16 protein-coding genes and 1 pseudogene are annotated in these 19,814 nt (G+C 71.9%); 12 read left to right on the top strand and 5 right to left on the bottom strand.

Translation table 11 applies throughout. The annotated features are described in order from the left end of the window. The first annotated feature begins 5 nt into the window (after positions 1 to 5). From miaB to dapF, 3 genes are read left to right on the top strand one after another with little or no spacing between them, the layout of a single operon-like run. On the top strand, positions 6 to 1,613 hold the full coding sequence (miaB, locus tag GJ743_RS04655) for a tRNA (N6-isopentenyl adenosine(37)-C2)-methylthiotransferase MiaB (protein WP_155050767.1): 1,608 nt from the start codon (positions 6 to 8) through the stop codon (positions 1,611 to 1,613). Between the two features lies 1 nt (position 1,614). Continuing rightward, positions 1,615 to 2,535, top strand: coding sequence for a tRNA (adenosine(37)-N6)-dimethylallyltransferase MiaA (miaA, locus tag GJ743_RS04650; RefSeq protein WP_328288792.1), 921 nt, complete (start codon positions 1,615 to 1,617; stop codon positions 2,533 to 2,535). Positions 2,536 to 2,563: 28 nt separating this feature from the next. Next, entirely contained in the window at positions 2,564 to 3,445 is an 882-nt protein-coding gene (dapF, locus tag GJ743_RS04645) for a diaminopimelate epimerase (protein ID WP_155050766.1), read from the top strand. 6 nt (positions 3,446 to 3,451) lie between these two features. On the opposite strand, the gene GJ743_RS04640 is transcribed toward dapF, so the two are convergent. After that, the gene (locus GJ743_RS04640; protein ID WP_155050765.1) at positions 3,452 to 4,063 is read right to left on the bottom strand and encodes a class I SAM-dependent methyltransferase; all 612 of its coding nucleotides are present in this window, start codon (positions 4,061 to 4,063) and stop codon (positions 3,452 to 3,454) included. 43 nt (positions 4,064 to 4,106) lie between these two features. Here GJ743_RS04640 and hflX point away from each other — a divergent pair, with 43 nt between their 5' ends. From hflX to metE, 3 genes are all read left to right on the top strand, one after another. Next, positions 4,107 to 5,633, top strand: a complete 1,527-nt coding sequence (hflX, locus tag GJ743_RS04635) for a GTPase HflX (protein ID WP_155050764.1) — start codon at positions 4,107 to 4,109, stop codon at positions 5,631 to 5,633. A 239-nt stretch (positions 5,634 to 5,872) separates the two neighbouring features. Next, a complete protein-coding gene (locus GJ743_RS04630; protein WP_155050763.1) occupies positions 5,873 to 6,865 on the top strand; it encodes a methylenetetrahydrofolate reductase in 993 nt (330 codons plus the stop codon). Beyond that, positions 6,862 to 9,201, top strand: coding sequence for a 5-methyltetrahydropteroyltriglutamate--homocysteine S-methyltransferase (metE, locus tag GJ743_RS04625; protein ID WP_155050762.1), 2,340 nt, complete (start codon positions 6,862 to 6,864; stop codon positions 9,199 to 9,201). Before GJ743_RS04630 ends, metE begins: the two co-directional genes overlap by 4 nt. A gap of 106 nt (positions 9,202 to 9,307) precedes the next feature. Here the strand turns inward: metE and lexA are convergent, their stop codons facing one another. Further along, positions 9,308 to 9,982 carry a transcriptional repressor LexA gene (gene lexA / locus GJ743_RS04620; protein WP_328288797.1) on the bottom strand — a complete coding sequence of 225 codons (675 nt, stop codon included), beginning with the start codon at positions 9,980 to 9,982 and terminating at the stop codon, positions 9,308 to 9,310. A gap of 272 nt (positions 9,983 to 10,254) precedes the next feature. On the opposite strand from lexA, the gene GJ743_RS04615 reads away from it, so the two are divergent. From GJ743_RS04615 to GJ743_RS04590, 6 genes are all read left to right on the top strand, one after another. Then, positions 10,255 to 10,635, top strand: coding sequence for a LysM peptidoglycan-binding domain-containing protein (locus GJ743_RS04615; RefSeq protein WP_230386482.1), 381 nt, complete (start codon positions 10,255 to 10,257; stop codon positions 10,633 to 10,635). Between the two features lie 61 nt (positions 10,636 to 10,696). Next, positions 10,697 to 11,791, top strand: coding sequence for a histidinol-phosphate transaminase (locus GJ743_RS04610; RefSeq protein ID WP_328288791.1), 1,095 nt, complete (start codon positions 10,697 to 10,699; stop codon positions 11,789 to 11,791). Positions 11,792 to 11,834: 43 nt separating this feature from the next. Further along, a complete protein-coding gene (gene hisB, locus GJ743_RS04605; protein WP_155050761.1) occupies positions 11,835 to 12,449 on the top strand; it encodes an imidazoleglycerol-phosphate dehydratase HisB in 615 nt (204 codons plus the stop codon). Next, entirely contained in the window at positions 12,446 to 13,084 is a 639-nt protein-coding gene (gene hisH, locus GJ743_RS04600; RefSeq protein WP_328288790.1) for an imidazole glycerol phosphate synthase subunit HisH, read from the top strand. Before hisB ends, hisH begins: the two co-directional genes overlap by 4 nt. Positions 13,085 to 13,197: 113 nt before the next feature. Then, a complete protein-coding gene (gene priA, locus GJ743_RS04595; protein ID WP_154344967.1) occupies positions 13,198 to 13,944 on the top strand; it encodes a bifunctional 1-(5-phosphoribosyl)-5-((5-phosphoribosylamino)methylideneamino)imidazole-4-carboxamide isomerase/phosphoribosylanthranilate isomerase PriA in 747 nt (248 codons plus the stop codon). After that, complete coding sequence (locus GJ743_RS04590) at positions 13,928 to 14,734, top strand: SseB family protein (RefSeq protein WP_155050760.1); 807 nt, start codon at positions 13,928 to 13,930, stop codon at positions 14,732 to 14,734. The genes priA and GJ743_RS04590 overlap by 17 nt, the downstream gene beginning before the upstream one ends. A gap of 525 nt (positions 14,735 to 15,259) precedes the next feature. Here GJ743_RS04590 and GJ743_RS20095 read toward each other — a convergent pair. The 3 genes and pseudogenes from GJ743_RS20095 to GJ743_RS19190 form a co-directional block, all read right to left on the bottom strand. Continuing rightward, a complete protein-coding gene (locus GJ743_RS20095) occupies positions 15,260 to 16,924 on the bottom strand; it encodes a dynamin family protein (RefSeq protein ID WP_328288789.1) in 1,665 nt (554 codons plus the stop codon). Then, on the bottom strand, positions 16,921 to 18,816 hold the full coding sequence (locus tag GJ743_RS04580; protein WP_328288788.1) for a dynamin family protein: 1,896 nt from the start codon (positions 18,814 to 18,816) through the stop codon (positions 16,921 to 16,923). The genes GJ743_RS20095 and GJ743_RS04580 overlap by 4 nt, the downstream gene beginning before the upstream one ends. Positions 18,817 to 18,914: 98 nt before the next feature. Next, positions 18,915 to 19,814, bottom strand: a pseudogene (locus GJ743_RS19190) (hypothetical protein); the annotation flags it as partial.

Raw genomic sequence — 19,814 nt, 5'->3', positions numbered from 1 at the left:
CGATCATGAGCACCATTCACGAGGCGATGCCCGCGGCCGCGGAGCCCGTCGCCGCCGAGACGGCCGCGCCCCGTACGTACGAGGTCCGCACCTTCGGGTGCCAGATGAACGTGCACGACTCCGAGCGGCTGAGCGGCTCGCTCGAAGCGGCCGGCTACGTTCCGGCCGATGGCGCGGAGCCCGACATCGTCGTGATCAACACGTGCGCCGTGCGCGAGAACGCCGACAACAAGCTCTACGGCAACCTCGGTCACCTCGCCGGGGTGAAGCGCCGCCACGCGGGCATGCAGATCGCCGTCGGCGGCTGCCTCGCCCAGAAGGACAAGAACGTCATCCTCGAGAAGGCGCCGTGGGTCGACGTCGTCTTCGGCACGCACAACATGGGCTCGCTCCCGAGCCTGCTCGAGCGGGCGCGCCACAATGACGAGGCGCAGCTCGAGATCCTCGACGCGCTCGAGGTGTTCCCATCCACGTTGCCCACGAAGCGCGACTCCACGTACTCCGGCTGGGTGTCGATCTCGGTCGGCTGCAACAACACCTGCACCTTCTGCATCGTCCCCGCCCTCCGCGGCAAGGAGAAGGACCGCCGGCCGGGCGACGTCCTCGCCGAGGTGCAGGCGCTCGTCGACGACGGGGCCGTCGAGGTGACGCTCCTCGGCCAGAACGTCAACTCCTACGGTGTCGAGTTCGGCGACCGCCAGGCGTTCGGCAAGCTCCTGCGCGCCGCGGGCGGCATCGACGGCCTCGAGCGCATCCGCTTCACGAGCCCGCACCCCGCCGCGTTCACCGACGACGTCATCGACGCGATGGCCGAGACGCCGAACGTGATGCCGCAGCTGCACATGCCGCTGCAGTCGGGTTCCGACCGCATCCTGAAGGCCATGCGACGGTCGTACCGGTCCGAGAAATTCCTCGGCATCCTCGATCGCGTGCGTGCGAAGATCCCGAACGCGGCGATCTCGACCGACATCATCGTCGGCTTCCCCGGCGAGACCGAGGAGGACTTCCGGGAGACCCTCCGCGTCGTCGAGGCCGCCCGCTTCGCATCCGCGTTCACCTTCCAGTACTCCATCCGCCCGGGCACGCCCGCGGCCACCATGGAGGACCAGGTGCCGAAGGAGGTCGTGCAGGAGCGCTACGAGCGACTCATCGCCCTCCAGGAGCGCATCTCGTGGGAGGAGAACCGGAAGCTCGTCGGCCGGGCCGTCGAAGTGCTCGTCTCCACCGGCGAGGGCAAGAAGGACGCCGAGACGCACCGCCTGAGCGGTCGCGCAGAAGACAGCCGCCTCGTGCACTTCGAGGTGCCCCCGGGCTCCGACCTGCCCCGACCCGGCGACGTCGTCTCGGTCGAGATCACGCAGGCCGCGCCGTTCCACCTCCTCGCCGACTCGATCGACGGCGCGCCGCTGCGCATCCGACGCACGCGAGCCGGCGACGCGTGGGACCGCGCGCAGGCCGAGAGCTGCGGCGTGCCGGCCGCACCCGGCGCCGCGGCAACGGCCGGCGGTCGCGTCTCGCTCGGCCTGCCGTCGCTGCGCGTCGGCGGCGAGCCGCTCACGAGCCCCGGCGTCGGCACCATGCCGATCTACGACCCCGCCGACGGCCAGCGCTGACGTGACGCTGATCGCGGTGGTCGGCGCCACGGGCACCGGCAAGTCGCGCTTCGCGCTCGACCTCGCGCACGCGATCGCCGAACGCGGCGGCCTCGCCGAGGTCGTGAACGCCGACGCCATGCAGCTGTACCGCGGCATGGACATCGGCACCGCCAAGCTCCCCGTGAACGAACGCGAGGGCGTGCCGCACCACCTGCTCGACGTGCTCGACGTCACCGACGAGGCATCCGTCGCCGCGTACCAGGCGGAGGCCCGGCGAGTGGTGGACGACATCGCGGGTCGCGGCGGCGTCGCGCTCCTCACGGGCGGCTCGGGGCTGTACGTCTCGAGCGTCATCCACGACCTGCGCTTCCCCGGTACGGATGCCGCGATCAGGGCGCGCCTCGAAGCCGAGCTCGAGGAGGTCGGGCCCGGCCTCATGCACCGGCGCCTGCGCGAGCTGGACGCGGAGACCGCCGCGAGCGTGGACGCCCAGAACGGCCGTCGGATCGTCCGCGCGCTCGAGGTCATCGAGCTCACCGGCGAGCCGAAGGCCGCACGCCTGCCCGACGAGCCGGTGCCGTGGCGCCCGCACCGGATCGTGCACCTGCGCGCCGACCGCGCCGACCTCGTCGCCCGCCTCGACGCCCGCACGGCGGGCATGTGGGCGGCCGGGCTCCTCGATGAGGTGCGCGGGCTCATCCCGAAGGGCCTCGAGCGCGGCGTGACCGCGCGCAAGGCGATCGGCTACGCGCAGGCGCTCGCCCAGGTGCAGGGGCGGATGGCCGAGGCCGACGCGATCGCGGAGACGCAGGCGCTGACCCGGACGTACGCCCGGCGGCAGGTCGGGTGGTTCAAGCGGTACGCCGCGGCATCCGTCGTCGATGCCGGCGACCCGGCCGCGCTCGCGGCCGAGCTCGCCCGCCAGGCGAGTGGCGTCTGAGCCGTTCCCTGCTCCCTAGACTGGTGCGATGGCGTTCGATCTGCGCTTCACCAAGGGCCAGGGCACGGGCAACGACTTCGTGCTGTACAGCGACCCCGAGGGCGAGCACGAGCTCTCGCCCACGCAGATCGCGGCGGTCTGCGATCGCCGCTTCGGCGTCGGCGCCGACGGCGTGATCCGGGCGGTCCGCTCCGAGCGGCTCGCCGACGGTGCGGGCGCGCTCGCGGAGGACCCCCAGGCGACCTGGTTCATGGACTACTGGAACGCCGACGGCAGCCTGTCGGAGATGTGCGGCAACGGCATCCGCGTCTACGTGCGCTACCTCATCGACCAGGGGCACATCGCCCCCGCGGGCGACGAGTGGATCGCGATCGGCACACGCGCGGGGGTACGTCGGGTCCGGGTGACCGGCGCCGGATTCGAGGCCGACCTCGGTGTCTGGCGGCTCGACGGCGGGGAACCGCTCGTGCGCGCGAAGAACCTGCCCGTCGCCCGGCCGGGCCTCGGCATCGACGTCGGCAACCCGCACGTGGTGGTGGCGCTGGCCGACGACGACGAGTTGGACGGCCTCGACCTGTCCTACCTCCCGATCCTCGACCCGCAGCCGCAGGCCGGTGCGAACGTCGAGTTCGTGGTCCCGGCCGAGCCGCTCGTCGAGAACGGGCGGGGACGCATCCGCATGCGCGTGCACGAGCGCGGGTCGGGCGAGACGCTCTCGTGCGGCACGGGCGCGGTCGCGGCGGCACTCGCGGTGCGGTACTGGGCGGGCGAACAGGCACCGGACACGTGGGTCGTGCAGGTGCCGGGCGGCGCGCTCGGCGTGCGCATGGCGTCGCAGCCCGACGGGGAGCACGTGCTGCTCTCCGGGCCCGGCGAGCTCGTCTTCGACGGCGTGCTCGCGCTGGCCTGAGCAGGGTCAGAGGTCGCGCGTCACCGTCAGGACGCGGAAGCCCTTCGACGTCCCCGCGCGCCCCACGGTCCAGCCGTCCGCGAACTCCTCGCCCAGCCAGCGCTGCAGCGACTCGGCGCCGAGGTTCTTCTGCACGACGAGCCACGCGGTGGCGCCCGTCTCGAGCCGAGGCAGCCAGCGACGCAGCAGCGCGTGCAGCTCGGCCTTGCCGATGCGGATCGGCGGATTGGACCAGATCACCGAGAAGCGCACGTCGTCGGGAACATCGTCGGGCATCACGGTGTTGACGTTGTGGAGCCCGAGTCGCTGCGCGTTGCGACGGACGAGGTCGAGCGCCCGCTCGTTCACGTCGACCGCCCACACGGTCGCTTCGGGGGACTCGAGCCCGAGCGTGAGCGCGATCGGGCCCCATCCGGCGCCGAGGTCGAGCAGGTGACCACCGGCGGGGGGAGCGGGGACCTCGTCGAGCAGGACTCGCGTGCCGAGGTCGACGTGGTCGGGGCTGAAGACGCCGCCCGCGGTCTGCACCTCGACGTCGCGGCCGGCGAGCCGCACCGGAACGGTCCGGAGCGCCGCCCGATCGGCGGGCTTGGACGAGAAGTAGTGCTCCTGCGGCATACGGGGAAACCTATCGCAGGCGAACGGAAGTAGGCTGGACAGGATGAACGACGCGGCACCCGAGACCCACGACGACGCGGTCGAGCGCGTGCTGCGCAGCGCCGACGCCCGGGCGGGCGTGTCCCGCTTCGGGGCGTCCGAGGCGTCGTCGATCCAGCGCGCCGGGCTCGCCGAGCCCGACCACGACGGCTTCGACGGCGAGCAGTACGACCGCGAGGCGCGCGCGGCGCTCCGCCGCGTCAGCGGTCTCTCGACCGAGCTCGAGGACGTCACCGAGGTCGAGTACCGGCAGCTGCGGCTCGAGAACGTCGTGTTGATCGGCGTGTACCCGCAGGGCTCGCTGGAGGACGCCGAGAACTCGCTCCGCGAGCTCGCCGCCCTCGCCGAGACGGCGGGCGCGCGCGTGCTCGACGGCGTCCTGCAGCGGCGCCCGCACCCCGACCCCAGCACGTACCTCGGCCGGGGCAAGACCGAGGAGCTCCGGCACGTGGTCGCCGCGCTCGGCGCGGACACCGTGGTCGCCGACACCGAGCTCGCGCCGAGCCAGCGCCGCGCGCTGGAGGATGCGGTCAAGGTCAAGGTCATCGACCGAACCGCCGTGATCCTCGACATCTTCAGCCAGCACGCGAAGAGCCGCGAGGGCAAGGCGCAGGTCGAGCTCGCGCAGCTCGAGTACCTCCTGCCGCGCCTGCGCGGCTGGGGCGAGTCGATGTCCCGCCAAGCCGGTGGCCAGGTGGGCGGCGCGGGCGCCGGCATGGGGTCGCGTGGTCCCGGTGAGACGAAGATCGAGCTCGATCGCCGCCGCATCCACTCGCGCATGGCGAAGCTCCGCCGGCAGATCGTCGGCATGAAGCCCGCGCGCGACGCCAAGCGCGCGAACCGCAAGCGCAACGCCGTGCCGTCGGTCGCGATCGCGGGCTACACCAACGCGGGCAAGTCGAGCCTGCTGAACCGCATCACGGGCGCGGGCGTGCTCGTCGAGAACGCGCTGTTCGCCACGCTCGACGCGACCGTGCGCCGCAACACGACCGCCGACGGGCGCGTCTACACGATCGCCGACACGGTCGGGTTCGTGCGGAACCTGCCGCACCAGCTCGTCGAGGCGTTCCGCTCGACGCTGGAAGAGGTCGGCGACGCCGACCTGATCGTGCACGTCGTCGATGCCGCGCACCCCGACCCCGCCCAGCAGATCGCGACCGTGCGCGACGTCATCGGCGAAGTGGGAGCCCGCGACATCCCCGAACTCGTCGTCTTCAACAAGGCCGACCTCGTCACGCCGGAGGACCGACTGGTCCTGCAGGGCCTCGAGCCGAACGCGGTGTTCGCCTCGGCGCGCACCGGCGAGGGCGTCGCCGAGGTGCTGGCCGCGATCGGCCGCATGCTGCCCGACCCCGCCGTCGAGGTCGACCTCCTGGTTCCGTACGACCGCGGCGACGTCATCTCGGCGCTGCACGAGGGTGGGCGCGTGCTCTCCACCGACTACGTCGAGGACGGCACGCGGATCCGGGCGCTGGCGTCGCCCGAGCAGGCCGCGCAGCTCGAGGAGTTCCGCGCCGAGGCGCTGGCGTAGCATCCGCTCGATCGCCCAACCCCGTGCACTGCCGGAGTCACTCGTCGTAACACCGGGAGCGGAGCCGGTCGACCCGGCGTATCGTCGCACCTGATCGTGGCGAGCGGCCGGATGCCGCCCGCCTGGAGCGACCGCCGAGCCCGGCACCCGCCCGCGAGACCCACCTGCCGTTCCGGCCGGTCGGGCGCGGCGTGCCGTGCACTCGACCATCCCCGGAACTGCTCGCCCTCTGGAGCGACATGACCGGAACCGAGCCCGACGGCGCCGCCGCCCGGCCGCGCGTGCCGATCTCGTTCGAGCTGTTCCCGCCGCGGACGGACGCGGCGGCGATCGCGCTCGGGCGCACCATCGACCGCCTCGCCGAGGTCGACCCCGCGTTCATCTCGGTGACGTTCGGCGCGGGCGGGTCGAGCCGCGACCGGTCGCTCACCGTGCTCCGGTACATGCTCGAGCACACGCGCGTCGAGCCCATGGCGCACCTGACCTGCGTCGGGTCCAGCCACGCGGAGGCGAACCGGCTCGTGCGCGAGTTCCTCGACGCGGGCATCACGAGCTTCCTGGCGCTCCGCGGCGACCCGCCCGCGGGCGCCGCGGACGCGGAGGACGCGATCGGCGACCTGCACAGCGCCGCAGAGCTCGTGCAGCTGATCCACCGGGTGCAGGAGGAGCGCGAGCCGTTCGGGCAGTCCCGCATCCCGGGGATGCCGGGGGTCACCGCCATCCGCGAGCGCCCACGACCGGAGCGCGTCGCCGTCGCGGCCTTCCCGACCGGGCACCCGCGCTCGCGCGGGTCGAACCAGGACGTCGACGTGCTGCTCGCGAAGGAGGTCGCGGGCGCCAACCTCGCGATCACGCAGCTGTTCTGGCACGCCGACGACTACCTCACCTTCGTGCAGCGCGCCCGCGCGGGCGGCGTGACCATCCCGATCCTGCCGGGCATCATGCCCGTCACGACACCTGCCCGGCTCGCGCGCCTCGAGCAGCTCACGGGCGTCCCCGCGCCGGCCGAGCTCGCGATCGACCTCGAGATCGAGCCCGACGCCGACGCCCAGTTCGAACTCGGCGTCGACTACGCCTCGAACCTCGCCGCCGACGTGCTGGCCGGCGGCGCCCCCGGGCTCCATCTGTACACCTTCAACCGCCACGAGGCCGTGCTCGCCGTGCTCGACCGGCTCGGCCTCGCCACCGCCCCCGCCCATGCGGGCACCGAGAGGAACACGAGAGAACGATGACCGCACCCGCCTTCCCCACCGGAACGATCCTCGGCTACCCGCGCATCGGGCGCCGCCGCGAGCTCAAGCACGCCGTCGAGGCGTTCTGGGCCGGCCGGATCGACGCCGCCGAGCTCGAGCGCACCGCGGCAGGCCTCCGCGCCGCGACGCGCGAGCGCCTCGCCGAGCTCGGCCTCGGCCGCACCGACTCGGCGATCCCCGAGTCGTTCTCGTACTACGACCAGGTGCTCGACGCGGCCGTCGCCGTGGGCGCGGTCCCGACCCGCTTCGAGCGCCTGCTCGACGCCGACGGCCGCCTCGACCTCGCCGGCACCTTCACGGTGGCCCGCGGCGAGGGCGCCGACGCGCCGCTCGAGATGACGAAGTGGTTCGACTCGAACTACCACTACCTCGTGCCCGAGATCGGGCCGGACACCGCGTTCGCCGCGCACGCCGACGCGCTCGTCGCCCAGGTGCGCGAGGCGCGCGAGGCCGGGTTCGTCACGCGCCCGGTGCTCGTCGGCCCGGTCACGTTCCTCCTGCTGGCGAAGGCGACGGATGACGCGCCCGAGGGCTTCCGTCCGCTCGACCGCCTCGCCGAGCTCGTGCCGGTCTACCGCGCGCTCCTCGCCGCGCTCGCCGCGGCCGGCGCCGAGTGGGTGCAGCTCGACGAGCCGGGTCTCGTGAGCGAGAGCCTCGACGAGCCGCGAGAGCGCGTGCTCGAGGCCGTCGCCGAGGCCTACGACGCGCTCGGTGCGGCCGACGCGCGCCCGGCCATCTTCGTCGCGGCGCCCTACGGCGACCTCGCCGACGCGCTGCCGGCGCTCGCGGCGACCCCGGTCGAGGCGATCGGGTTCGACCTCGTCCGCGGCGACCTGCCGGAGCAACTCGACCCCGTGACCGAGGAGGCGCTCGCCGCGAAGACGCTCGTCGCGGGCGTCGTCGACGGCCACAACATCTGGCGCGGCGACCTCGAGCACGCGTTCGCACGCGCCGAGGCGCTCCGCTCGTTCTCGGGTTCGGTCGCCGTGTCGACCTCGACGTCGCTCCTGCACGTGCCGCACGACGTCGACGAGGAGTCGGCGCTCGACGCGCGCCTGGTGAGCTGGCTCGCCTTCGCCGACCAGAAGGTCGCCCAGGTGGCGGCGCTCGCGCGCGGCCTCGCCGAGGGGCGCGACGCGGTCGCGGCCGACCTCGACGCGGCATCCGCCGCCCTGGCCGACCGTGCGGCCGCACCCGGCGTGCGCGTGCCGGCCGTCCGCGACCGCCTCGCCGCGCTCGATGCCGGCGCGTTCGCCCGTGCGGCGTACGACGACCGCGTCGCCGCGCAGGAGGACCTCGCGCTGCCGGCGCTGCCGACCACGACCATCGGCTCGTTCCCGCAGACGGCCGACATCCGCCGCGCCCGCGCGCGCCTGGTGAAGGGCGAGCTGACGGATGCCGCCTACCGCGAGCTCATGCGCGAGGAGATCGCGCGGGTCATCCGCCTGCAGGAGGACCTCGGCCTCGACGTGCTCGTGCACGGCGAGCCCGAGCGCAACGACATGGTGCAGTACTTCGCCGAGCTCCTCGACGGCTTCGCGGTCACGCAGCACGGCTGGGTGCAGTCGTACGGCTCGCGCTGCACGCGCCCGTCGATCCTCTGGGGCGACGTCTCGCGGCCGGCGCCCATGACGGTCGAGTGGTCGACGTACGCGCAGTCCCTGTCGGAGAAGCCCGTCAAGGGCATGCTCACCGGTCCCGTCACGATCCTCGCCTGGTCGTTCGTGCGCGACGACCAGCCGCTCGGCGACACCGCGCGCCAGGTCGCGCTCGCGCTCCGCGACGAGATCGGCGACCTCGAGCAGGCCGGCATCCGCGTCATCCAGGTCGACGAGCCCGCGCTGCGCGAGCTCCTGCCGCTGAAGCGCGCCGACCAGCCGGCCTACCTCGAGTGGTCGGTCGGGTCGTTCCGCCTCGCCACCGGCGGGGCCTCACCGGCGACGCAGGTGCACACGCACCTCTGCTACTCGGAGTTCGGCGTCGTGATCGACGCGATCCGCGAGCTCGACGCCGACGTCACCTCGATCGAGGCGGCCCGCAGCCGCATGGAGGTCGTCGGCGACCTGGCCGCGAGCGGCTTCGACCACGGCGTGGGCCCCGGCGTGTACGACATCCACTCGCCGCGCGTGCCGAGCGTCGAGGAGGTGCGCTCGCTGCTCGAGCGCGCGGTCGACGGTGTTCCCGCCGGGCGCCTCTGGGTGAACCCGGATTGCGGCCTGAAGACGCGCGGCTACGACGAGACGGTCGCGTCGCTTTCGAACATCGTCGAGGCGACGCGCTCGGTGCGCGAGGGGGTCGCGGTCGCGACGGCCTGACCACGATGATCGAGGGCGGATGCCGCGGGGCGAGCCCGTGGCATCCGCCCTCGTCGCCGGTGTCGGTGCTGATGACGGTACCGGCGCACCGCGCGGAGAATACGAGCTAGACGGTGCGGAGCACCGCGACGACCTTGCCGAGCACCTCGGACTCGTCGCCGAGGATCGGCTCGAACGCCGAGTTGCGGGGGAGCAGCCACGTGTGCCCGTCGCGCTGGCGGAAGACCTTGACGGTGGCCTCGCCGTCGAGCATCGCGGCGACGATCTCGCCGTTCTCGGCCGTCTTCTGCGAGCGGACGACGACCCAGTCGCCGTCGCAGATCGCGGCGTCGATCATCGAGTCGCCGACGACCTTCAGGATGAACAGCTCGCCCTTGCCGACGAGCTGGCGGGGGAGCGGGAAGACCTCTTCGATCTGCTGTTCGGCGGTGATCGGCACGCCGGCGGCGATGCGGCCGACGAGCGGCACCATGGCAGCGTCGCCGACCGGGGCGGGCTCGGCGGCGGGGCTGCGCTCGGACCCGGGCACGTCGATGAGGATCTCGAGCGCGCGGGGACGGTTCGGGTCTCGTCGCAGGTAGCCGGCGAGTTCGAGCTGGTTCAGCTGGTGCGTGACGCTCGAGAGCGAGGAGAGCCCGACGGCGTCGCCGATCTCGCGCATGCTCGGCGGGTAGCCCCGGTCGGCGACGGAGCCGCGGATGACCTCGAGGATCGCGAGCTGCTTCGCGCTCAGGGTCTTTCGCCGACGCGACCGGCCGCCCGCGCCGCGTGCCTGGTCGATGTCGATGCTCACGTGCCTCGCCTCTCGTCTGGGACCGCGTCGGCCCGGATGTCGGTGGTCGGTGTTCGACTGTGGTCGGACATTCGAAACTGTATCCGCCTCGCACACGCGCGACAAACATCCGTTCGAGTGTGTCGCGGATTTCCGGCCTGATTTCCCACCGTCCGGTGCTTGCGGCGTCGATTGTTCGAAGATATATTCGGAACACAGCTTCGCATCCGGCCCTCCCGGCCGAGGGCCGGATGCGGGGGTGGAAGCCCGGGAGGTGCGGAATGAGTGCAGTGGTGATGGGGGTCGCGAACGCGGCGCCGACGATGCCCGCGTTCGCGGCGGCGACCCCGCGCACCCGGCTCAGGCTCACCCGACGTGGCCGCATCGTCGTCACCGGCTTGGCCGCGCTCCCGCTCGCGATCGGCGTGCTGGTCGGCGTGCTCTCGAGCGGCGGTGCGGTCGCCGGCATCGACGACGGGCGCGCGGCGACGACGTTCGAGACCGTCGAGGTCGGCGCCGGCGACACGCTCTGGGGCATCGCCGAGGCGATCGCGCCCGCGGCCGACCCGCGTGACGTGATCTACGAGATCATGCGCCTGAACGGCCTCGACGACGCCGTGGTGCAGCCCGGGCAGCAGCTGGTGCTCCCCGCCGCAGGCTAGCCGGCCGCGGGGTACGCCACCCACGCCGAAACACGATGGCGCCCGCGGATAGCATTGATCGGTGACGAGTCTCGACGACCTGCCCATCCGCGACGACCTTCGCGGGAAGTCCCCGTACGGCGCTCCGCAGAAGCACGTGCCGGTCGCACTGAACGTCAACGAGAACACGCATCCGATCCCGGAAGACGTCGCGCACGACATCGTCGCCCGCGTGGCCGCGGCGATCATCGGCCTGAACCGCTACCCGGACCGCGAGTTCACGCAGCTCCGGGCGGCGCTGGCCGGCTACCTCAGGCACGGGCTCGTGCCCGAGCAGCTGTGGGCCGCGAACGGTTCCAACGAGGTGCTGCAGCACATCCTGCAGGCGTTCGGCGGCCCCGGCCGGACGGCGCTCGGCTTCGGCCCGACGTACTCGATGTACGGCCTGCTCTCCTCCGGGACGGGCACCGGGTGGATCGCGGCCGACCGCGACGCCGACTTCGAACTCTCGCCCGAGACCGCGGTCGCCGCGATCGAGCGCCACGACCCCGACATCGTGCTGCTGTGCTCGCCGAACAACCCGACCGGAACGCCCCTCTCGCTCGAGACGATCGCCGCGGTCGCCGACGCCGCGCGCGGCGTCGTGGTCGTCGACGAGGCGTACCAGGAGTTCGCCGACCCCGGAACGCCGAGTGCGCTGACCCTGCTCGAGGGGCGCCCGCGTCTGCTCGTCTCGCGCACGATGAGCAAGGCGTTCGCGTTCGCCGGCGCGCGCGTGGGCTACCTCGCCGCCGACCCCGCCGTCATCGACGCGCTCCGACTCGTGCGCCTGCCGTACCACCTCTCGGCGCTCACGCAGGCGGCGGCGCTCGGGGCGCTCGCGCACTCCGACGAGATGCTCGCGATGGTCGACGAGATCCGGTCGCAGCGCGACCGCATCACGCGCGAACTCGCATCGCTCGGCTTCCGCCCCTACCGGAGCGGCTCGAACTTCGTGCTGTTCGGCGGCGTCGACGATCCCCACGCGGTCTTCGAGGCTCTGCTCGAACGGGGCATCCTGATCCGCGAGATCGGGCTGCCCGGCTGCCTTCGCGTCACCGCGGGCACCGAAGCGGAGACCACCGCCTTCCTCGAGGCCATGGCGTCGTTCGCTCCTTCCGCACCTGCGAAGGCCTGATCGAGCCCGGAATCCTCCCCGACCTGCCGAATAGGATGACCCCATGAGCACCGACCGCCCCGCGCGCACCGCGCGCGTGCAGCGCGAGACCAGCGAGTCGAGCATCGACCTCTCGATCGACCTCGACGGCACCGGCACGAGCGACATCGAGACGAGCGTGCCGTTCTACGACCACCTGCTGACCGCGTTCGCCAAGCACTCGCTCACCGACCTCACCGTGCGGGCGAAGGGCGACATCGAGATCGACGTGCACCACACGGTCGAAGACGTCGGGATCGTGCTCGGACAGGCGATCCGCCAGGCGCTCGGCGACAAGCGCGGCATCTCGCGGTACGGCGACGCGCTCGTGCCGCTCGACGAGGCGCTCGCACAGGCGGTGGTCGACATCTCCGGCCGGCCGTACTTGGTGCACACGGGCGAGCCGGCGGGCTTCGAGTTCCACCTCATCGGCGGACACTTCACCGGGTCGATGGTCCGGCACGTGTTCGAGGCGATCACGTTCAACGCGGGACTCACCGTGCACGTCAACGTGCTCGGCGGGCGCGACCCGCATCACATCGCCGAGGCGGAGTTCAAGGCCTTCGCGCGCGCGTTCCGCCAGGCCAAGGCGTTCGATCCCCTCGTCGCCGGCATCCCGTCGACCAAGGGCGCCCTGTGACCGCGACGCGGCGCGTCGCCGTGCTCGACCACGGCTCCGGCAACGTGCACTCGGCCGTCAAGGCGCTCGAACGTGCAGGTGCCGAGGTCGAGCTCACGTCCGAGCGCCGAGCGGTGATGGAGGCCGACGGGCTCGTGGTCCCCGGCGTCGGAGCGTTCGCCGCCGTCATGGAGGGCCTGCGCTCGGTGCGCGGCGACGAGCTCATCGACCGACGTCTCGCGGGCGGCCGGCCCGTGCTCGGCATCTGCGTCGGCATGCAGGTCATGTTCGAGCACGGCGTCGAGCGCGGCGTCGACACCGAAGGGCTCGGCGAATGGCCGGGCGTCGTCACCGAACTGCCGAGCGAGGTGCTGCCGCACATGGGCTGGAACACGGTGCAGCCCGACCCGGGTTCGGTGCTGTTCGAGGGCCTCCAGGATGAGCGCTTCTACTTCGTGCACTCGTACGGGGCGCAGGCGTGGAACCTCGACGTCATCCCGCCCTTCCCGCAGCCGAAGCTGACGTGGGCCGAGCACGGCGGGCGCTTCCTCGCCGCGGTCGAGAACGGCCCGCTCTCGGCGACCCAGTTCCACCCGGAGAAGTCGTCGGATGCCGGCATCCGACTGCTCTCGAACTGGATCGGCTCGCTCGGCTGAGGCCGGGCGCGACCCCGCGAGACCTTCGATGCGTCACGGCGTGCCGGTGCGGACTAGGATGCTGTGACTGTGCCGAGGCCGCGCCTTCCGCGGCATCCGATTCGAGGACAGTGATGAGTGAGTTCAGCAAGACCCCCCGCCTGGTGCTGCTTCCGGCAGTCGACGTGGCGGGAGGCAAGGCGGTCCGCCTGACCCAGGGCGAGGCGGGGACCGAGACGAACTACGGCGACCCGGTCGACGCGGCCGCCGACTGGGCCGACCAGGGCGCCGAGTGGATCCACCTCGTCGACCTCGACGCCGCGTTCGGGCGCGGCTCGAACGCCGGGATCCTGAAGAAGGTCATCCGCCAGGTCCGCGGTGTCAACGTCGAGCTCTCCGGCGGCATCCGCGATGACCGGTCGCTCGAGAACGCCCTCGAGATCGGCGCGAAGCGCATCAACCTCGGCACCGCGGCCCTCGAGAACCCCGAGTGGGCGGCATCCGTCATCGCGCAGTACGGCGAGGCGATCGCGATCGGCCTCGACGTCCGCGGCACGACGCTCGCCGCCCGCGGCTGGACCAAGGACGGCGGCGACCTCTGGCAGGTCATGGACCGCCTCGAGGATGCCGGCGCAGCCAGGTACGTCGTGACGGACGTCACCAAGGACGGCACGCTGCAGGGCCCCAACGTCGACCTGCTGCGCCAGATCATGGAGCGCACCCGGCGGCCCGTCATCGCCTCGGGCGGGGTGTCGAGCCTCGACGACATCGCGGCGCTGCGCCAGCTGGTGCCGCAGGGCCTGGAGGGTGCCATCATCGGCAAGGCCCTCTACGCGGGCGCGTTCACGCTGCCCGAGGCGCTGGATGTCGCATCCCACTGACCCCGCGGCCGACTCCGCCGGGCGCCCGTGGGCCGGCCGGTCGTTCCAGTCGAACCCGCACGCGTCCGACGACGGGCGGATGCCGGAGGCGCTCGGTGCGGCGCTCGCCCGCTTCCGTTCCGGCGAGGGCGGGCAGGCCGACGTCGTCGCCGCGTTCGGTGCGGCGCGCCTGCTGATCCCGCTGCTCGCCGAGCTCGGCGACGGCGGGACCGAGATCGGCGCGCACGGGCACGCCGTCGACAAGAGCCAGGAGCTCTCGATCGTCACCGTCGAGGGACCGGACGGACGGCGGGTGCTGCCCGTGTTCGGCTCGGTCGAGGCGATGAACCGGTGGAACCCGGTCGCGCGCCCCGTGCCCGCCGACGGCGTGCGCGTCGCGCTCGCCGCGGCCGACGACGGCACCGAGCTCGTCGTGCTCGACCCCGGCTCGCCGACCGAGTTCGTGCTGCGCCGGCCGGCTGTGTGGGCGGTGGCGCAGCAGCAGCCGTGGCATCCGCCCGCCGAATCGTCGAGCGTGCGCGAGGCGTTCGAGCGATCCATCGGCGGCGAGCTCGCGGTGCTGGGCGTGGACCTCGTGGCCGGGGATCCCGGCGCGCGCCTGCAGGGTCCGGAACTCGTGGTCCGACTGCGCCTGGTCGCCGGGCTCACGCGGACCGAACTGGATGCGACCACGGCGCGGCTCGCGCGGCGCTGGGCGGCCGACGACGCCATCGCGACCGGCGTGGACTCGCTCACGGTCCGCCTCGTGGCGGGCGAGGCGGACCCGCCCCCACCGGGGCCCCTGTCCTAGGCTGACGGCATGACCGACGCTTCCGGGGGGAACCAGCGTCCGCCGCACCAGGACGACGTGCTCGACGACGAGGCGGTCGGCGAGACGTCGTCCGGAACCGAACCGGCGCACGCGCGCGATGAGGCGACCGCCACGGCACCGGGCGGTGTGCCCGAGGGCGCCGGCGACGACGGGGCGCCGCCGCCGGAGCGGCCGAGCCTCTCGGACGACCGGCGTCCGCCCGTGCTCAAGTCCGTCCCCCCGCCCCGCTCGGTGAGGACCTCGCGAGTGCTCTGGCTGTCGAGCTTCGTCGCAGTCGCCGCGGCGATGCTCATCGCCTTCCTCTCGCACGAGGCGATCGCCGGCGAGCTCGAGGAGACGCTGCTGCGACTCTCGCCAGGGTACGACGAGGCGTCGATCACGTCCCTCGTGAACCTCATCTACTGGACCTGCATCGCGAGCCTGGGCATCGTCGTCACGGTCGAGGCGATCCTGCTCGCGATGATGCTGAACCGGCGCGGAGGGGCCAGGTGGGCGCAGCTCGCGCTACTCCTGGTGCACGCTGGAGCGGCGCTCATCGGCAGCGCCTTCCTCACCGTCACCGAGTTCGGGATCCTGGTCGAGGCGCTCCTCCTCGGCGGGCTCGGTCTCGCGGTCGGCGCGTGGGTCGCCAGCCTCCTCCCGGGTGCCAACCGATGGTTCCGCACTCGGGGCCAGGTGCAGCCGGCGACGCTGCACTGAGCCGGATGCCGCGCCGACCACGAGCGCCTCGCACGTGCGCGTCACGACGTCGCACGCCTCGACGGCGGGCCGGTCGAGCAGCGGGCTGCCCGCCAGTGTGCGCCACCGATGCAATGCGGCGGTCGCCGCGCGGTGCAGTTCGTCGGCGGGGGTGTCGGGCGGCAGTCCCAACCGCTCCGCCGCACCGGTGCCCGCGGCGCCGACGAGTCGCTCGGCTTCCTCGCCCTCGGCCGGCGGGAGCCCGAGGCCGACGGTCCGCGCATCCGAGAGCAGGGCCAGCTCGCGGAGCTCGTGCGCATTCGACTCGAGCCGCTCGATCGAGCGCCGGATGGCCGTCGCCTCGGGAGGAGGGCGCTCGGCGAGCAGTGCACGGAGCGCGGCGAGCGCCGAACTCGCCTTGAGCACGTCGGCGCGGGAACGGAACTGGTCGCCGACGAGGCGGATCAGCTCCTCCATCCCCGAACGCCGGTAGAGCTCGTCGGCGAGTGCTGTGGAGTCGTGGTTCCCGGCGCGGATCGATACCGCGGCCATCCTGATCCCGAACATGCCGAACCGCTCGAGCAGGTTCCGTCGCTCCTCGGCCGAGACGTCGATCGGAGCGTCGTCGCGCACGAAGCGGTCGACCGAGACCAGCATCCGCTCGCGCGCGCTCCGGCCGAGCCCCGCCAGGCGGCGGAGCGCGTCGAACTCGTGCTCGCGGAGGGTCCGCGCGGATTGCGCGAGCAGGCCCGCGATGGGAACGACGTCGAGCGCGAGCGACCTCAGGGAGCCGTCGGTCCGATAGCGCTCCGCGATCGTCCTCGCAGAGAGCAGGGCGTCGATCCGGCCGGCGCCGATCTCGTCCGCGCGCGAGAGGACGGCGATCGCGTTCACCGTGCGCGAGCGGGCGACCGCCGTGTCGTGGAAGGCGGACAGGAAGCCCACGTCGGCGGAGTGCATGTGCCGGGTGAGGTAGACGACCGCATCCGCCTCCGATGAGTCGGACTCCGGGGTGAGGAACGCCGCCGACCGAGCCGAGATGCCGGAGGAGAGCGACGCGATGCCGGGCGTGTCGATGAGCGTGACATCCTCGAGTCGTCTCGAGGGCCATTCGACGACGACGCGGTCGACGTCCTCCGGTCTCGACGGCTCGAGGTCGATCACCAGCCGCCCGTCGATGCGACGGATCGGAAGCGCGCGGATCCCGCCGTCCCTGAGGTGCACGGTGATGCTCGGCGATGCGCCGTGCCGATACCAGACGATCACCTTCGTGCACTCGCCGGCGTCCGTGGGCGCGATCTCCTCGCCGATCACGGCGTTGAGGAGCGTCGACTTGCCGGCCTTCACCATGCCGGCGATCGCGACTCGGAGCGGCTCCCGGAGGCGCGCCTGCTGCGCCCTGATGCGCTGCAGCGCGACGGCGTCGCCTCCGACCCGATCCGCGGCGAGTTCGAGGAGCTCGTCGGCCTGCTCGAGGAGGCGTGCGCTCACGCCTGGCCGCTTCCGGCGGTCGCCGACGCCGTGTCGGCCTCCGCCGCCGACGCGGCGGAATGCCGCGCACGGTCGGCGGACGCGGTCGCGCCGTCGATCGCCTTCGCCCTGCTGGAGAGCGCGTCGACCTGCTTGAGGTCCGAACGCAGTTGCTGGATCCGCTGATCGCGGTCGGCCGCGTACATGTTCGCGGCCTTCTGCGCGGCCAGGACGGAGTCGGCGAGCGACCGATGGTGCTCCTCGGCGATCGCCGTGAAGTGGTCGCGCGTGATGCGCTGCACGAGCCGCAGGCGATCTCGCAGCTGCTTGCCGACCTGGAAGATGATCTCGTCGACCTGTCGCCGGATGAGCGACTTCGCCTCGGCCCGGCGACGCTGGAGCCGGTTCTCGACGTCCTCCTTGTAGGCCTTGCGGCCGATCACCGCGCCCGCGGCCAGCGAGAGCGGGTTGATGAGGGACATCCCGATGATGCTGGTGATGATGCCCACCATCAGCACGCCGCCGTACGACCCGCGGAGCCCGATGTAGAACTTCTGCATCGGGCCGAGTCGTCCGGGATCGAGCTCGGACATGTCGTCGACGGCGTCGAGCACCTCGTGCGTGTCGTCCACGTGGATCTGGGGGAGCGTGACCTCCTCCTCGTCGAAGTGCCGCGCCACCTTGGCCGAGAGCCACTGCGCCCGCTCCTGGGTCCAGACGAAGGTGTCGGTGACCGCCGAGGAAACGCGCTGCTCGAACCAGTCGACGAGTTCGTCCCAGATCGGTCCGGGGTCGCCCTCGTCGATCGCCTCCTCCGCCTCGCGCTGGATCGTGCGGAGCCGGTCGCGGAGGTCGTGCTCCATGTCGGCGATCAGGTCGGTCGCGCCGTCGTTCAGCGTGATCTGCCACCTGGCCGAGTTGCGGCGCAGCTCGTCGGCGCGCGATTTCGTGGTCTCGAGCCTCGCGAGCATCTCCGGGGTGCGTTCGGGGTTCAGGAGCGCGCTGAGCTCGGAGTCCATCGAGAGCCGGAGGTGCTCTGTCGTCGACACCAGGTCCGCGGCCGCCGATCGACGCTGGAGGAGTTCGGCCCTGCCCACCACGTCGCGCCGCAGGTACGAGACGAGCGTCGGGAAACCCGACTCCGAGTTGAGGTCGGTGTCGGACTCGCGGAGCGCCGCGAGCCGGAGGTTGGCGGAGACCGGGAACAACGGGATCGACGGGTCGATCGCGTCGAGGTGACCGCGATCGAGCTGCTCGACCCGACGCCACTGCGGATACAGGTCGATCTTCGTGAGGACGCAGGCGACGTTCGGCGAGATCCGCATGGCATGCCGCAGGAACTGGATCTCGGGCTCGGTGTACTCCTGCGACGCGTCGGAGACGAACAGCATCGCGTGCGCCGACGGGAGGGTCGCAAGCGTCGTCAGCGCGTGCGCGGAGTTCAATCCGCCGACGCCGGGAGAGTCGATCAGCGTGAGGCCGTTCTTCAGCAGCTTGCGGGGGAGCAGGACCTCGGCCGACGCGACATCCGTCTCGGTGCCCCTGCCGCCGCGCTCGGACACGTACCGGGCCAGGTCGGCGATCGCGATCTCGCTGCGCTGCGAGCGGCCGTCGGCCTCGAGGGTGCCGCCGATCGCGCTCGTCGAGAGGACTGACGCGGAGGCTCGCTCGCCGTAGCGGACCGTGGTGGGGACCGCCGTCGCGATGTCGTCGTCGACGGGACACACCGGTGCGTTCACGAGCGCGTTGATCAGCTGGCTCTTGCCCTGCTTGAACTCGCCGACGACGATGACGCGGACGTTCGGATCGTTCAGGCGGTCGCGGGTGTGCTCGAGCCGCCGACGGAGGTCTGGACGCTCGCCGCCACCCGCGAGGGCGATGCCGCGGTCGACGAGATCGATGAGTTGCTGCACCCTTGCACTCCCCGTTCGAGGTCATTCGATTCAACCAGATCAGGCCGATTCGACCCGGCGCACTCGACGTGCGCCGGGCCGAACCGCTGAGAGCCGGATCAGAGGGCGAGGTCGACCTCGTTGTCGGCGACCTGGTCGCCGGGGCCGGTCTCGACCGCGTTGTCGTTCACCTGGAAGGAGTCGTCGATGTCAGGGCTGAAGTTGTCGTTCTGCTGGAACGAATCCTCCACGTCGACGTCGACGTCGGTGTCCGGGCTGAAGTTGTCGTTCACCTGGAACGAGTCCTCCACGTCCACGTCGACGTCGGTGTTCGTCGAGTTGTCCGAGTTGTCCTGGAACGAGTCCTCGATCTCGGTGTCCGGGCTGAAGTTGTCGTTCACCTGGAACGAGTCCTCGATGTCCACGTCGACGTCGGTGTTCGTCGAGTTGTCCACCGAGTTGTCCTCGTTGAAGGAGTCCTCGATGTCGACGTCGAGGTCGGTCTCGTCGTTGTACGAGTCCTCGTTGAAGGAGTCCTCGATGTCGACGTCGATGTCGGTCTCCTCGTTGAACGACTCCTCGATCTCGACCGAGTTGTCCGTCGAGTTGTCGGTGTTGAAGGAGTCGACCGCGATGTTGGTCGTCGAGTGGTCCGAGTTGTCGTTGAACGAGTCCTCGACCTTGATCTCGGTCTCCTCGTTGAAGGAGTCCTCGATGTCGACCTCCAGTTCGGTGTTGTACGCCTCCACCGCCGCGCCGGTGCTCGCGGCGATCGCGCCGTCGCCCGATGCCGTGGTCGAGTTGTTCTCGATGTCGGTCTCGATCTCGACCTTCTCGCCGATCGCCCAGACCTGCTGGTTGAAGGACTGGTCGTTCAGCACGTCGCGGTCGTCGATGTAGGAGTAGTTGTTGACGACGCTCATGATCTTCTGGACGGCCATGTCGTAGTCGCCCTTGCCGCCGCCGTGGCCGCCGCCGCCCCAGTCGCCGCCCTTGCCGCCGCCGCCGTGGCCGCCGCC

The organism is Agromyces bracchium (genome assembly GCF_009709675.1).
Lineage (GTDB): Bacteria > Actinomycetota > Actinomycetes > Actinomycetales > Microbacteriaceae > Agromyces > Agromyces bracchium.
Note: the sequence above shows the minus strand (reverse complement) of the source record. Positions and strands in the feature narration are given on the sequence as shown.

Excerpts from the sequence above, each read along its gene's own strand:
- miaB (WP_155050767.1), top strand. The coding sequence starts at position 6 with ATGAGCACCATTCACGAGGCGATGCCCGCGGCCGCGGAGCCCGTCGCC.
- GJ743_RS04590 (WP_155050760.1), top strand. The coding sequence starts at position 13,928 with ATGTCGCATCCCACTGACCCCGCGGCCGACTCCGCCGGGCGCCCGTGG.
- priA (WP_154344967.1), top strand. The coding sequence starts at position 13,198 with ATGAGTGAGTTCAGCAAGACCCCCCGCCTGGTGCTGCTTCCGGCAGTC.
- hisB (WP_155050761.1), top strand. The coding sequence starts at position 11,835 with ATGAGCACCGACCGCCCCGCGCGCACCGCGCGCGTGCAGCGCGAGACC.
- GJ743_RS04640 (WP_155050765.1), bottom strand. The coding sequence starts at position 4,063 with ATGCCGCAGGAGCACTACTTCTCGTCCAAGCCCGCCGATCGGGCGGCG.
- metE (WP_155050762.1), top strand. The coding sequence starts at position 6,862 with ATGACCGCACCCGCCTTCCCCACCGGAACGATCCTCGGCTACCCGCGC.
- hflX (WP_155050764.1), top strand. The coding sequence starts at position 4,107 with ATGAACGACGCGGCACCCGAGACCCACGACGACGCGGTCGAGCGCGTG.
- dapF (WP_155050766.1), top strand. The coding sequence starts at position 2,564 with ATGGCGTTCGATCTGCGCTTCACCAAGGGCCAGGGCACGGGCAACGAC.
- GJ743_RS04615 (WP_230386482.1), top strand. The coding sequence starts at position 10,255 with ATGAGTGCAGTGGTGATGGGGGTCGCGAACGCGGCGCCGACGATGCCC.
- GJ743_RS04630 (WP_155050763.1), top strand. The coding sequence starts at position 5,873 with ATGACCGGAACCGAGCCCGACGGCGCCGCCGCCCGGCCGCGCGTGCCG.